This window comes from Erwinia sp. PME.40.26/001 (genome assembly GCF_055556675.1).
The window spans coordinates 1-257 of record NZ_JBVHNP010000276.1 but is presented as its reverse complement, the minus strand read 5'-3'; the positions used below and the strand labels follow the sequence as shown (position 1 = coordinate 257).

The following is a 257-nucleotide window of genomic DNA, read 5'->3' as shown; positions in this document are numbered from 1 at the left end:
AGTAGGGCCAGTCGGCCTTGTTGAAGTCGATGACGCCGCCATCGATCGGCAGGCTCGGCTCGGGGTTGTTCGGAAACATTTCGTATTCGAGATTCAGGCGTCCCTTGGCACCGCCAAGGGGTTGCACCTGAACCCGGTCTTCCGGCTTCGGCGCCACGCTGGAGCCGCCACTACTTGATGCGGTGCGATCGACCTCGAGATTGACGCTCAGGCCCGTGACCGAGAGTTCGCTGCACTTGGCGCCGAGCATTTCGAGG

Annotated in this window: 1 protein-coding gene; it reads right to left on the bottom strand. The window is 62.3% G+C overall.

The window, feature by feature from the left end; all coding sequences use genetic code 11:
• On the bottom strand, positions 1-257 hold a 257-nt coding region (locus ACZ3HG_RS24170; protein ID WP_465334978.1), incomplete at both ends, for a hypothetical protein.